Raw genomic sequence first — 230 nt, forward strand, 5'->3', positions numbered from 1 at the left:
GTGCGACGTCATCGCCCGCGGCGTGATCGCGGCGGTGAAGACGGTCGGCCTGCAGGTTCCGCTGGTGGTGCGCCTCGAGGGCACCAACGTGGAAGAGGGCAAGCAGATCATCCGCGAGTCCGGCCTCAACGTGATCCCGGCGGACGACCTCGACGACGCCGCCCAGAAGATAGTGAACGCGGTTCGCAAGGCTTAAGGCTGAAAGCGGCATATTGCGATGGCTCTGGATC

At 64.8% G+C, this 230-nt stretch carries 1 pseudogene; it reads left to right on the plus strand.

The features are described 5' to 3' along the window. Positions 1–196: pseudogene (locus ACSNOK_RS36580) on the plus strand (hypothetical protein); the annotation flags it as partial. Positions 197–230: the final 34 nt, after the last annotated feature.

Origin of the sequence: Streptomyces sp. URMC 126 (assembly GCF_051386555.1) — a bacterium.
GTDB lineage: Bacteria > Actinomycetota > Actinomycetes > Streptomycetales > Streptomycetaceae > Streptomyces.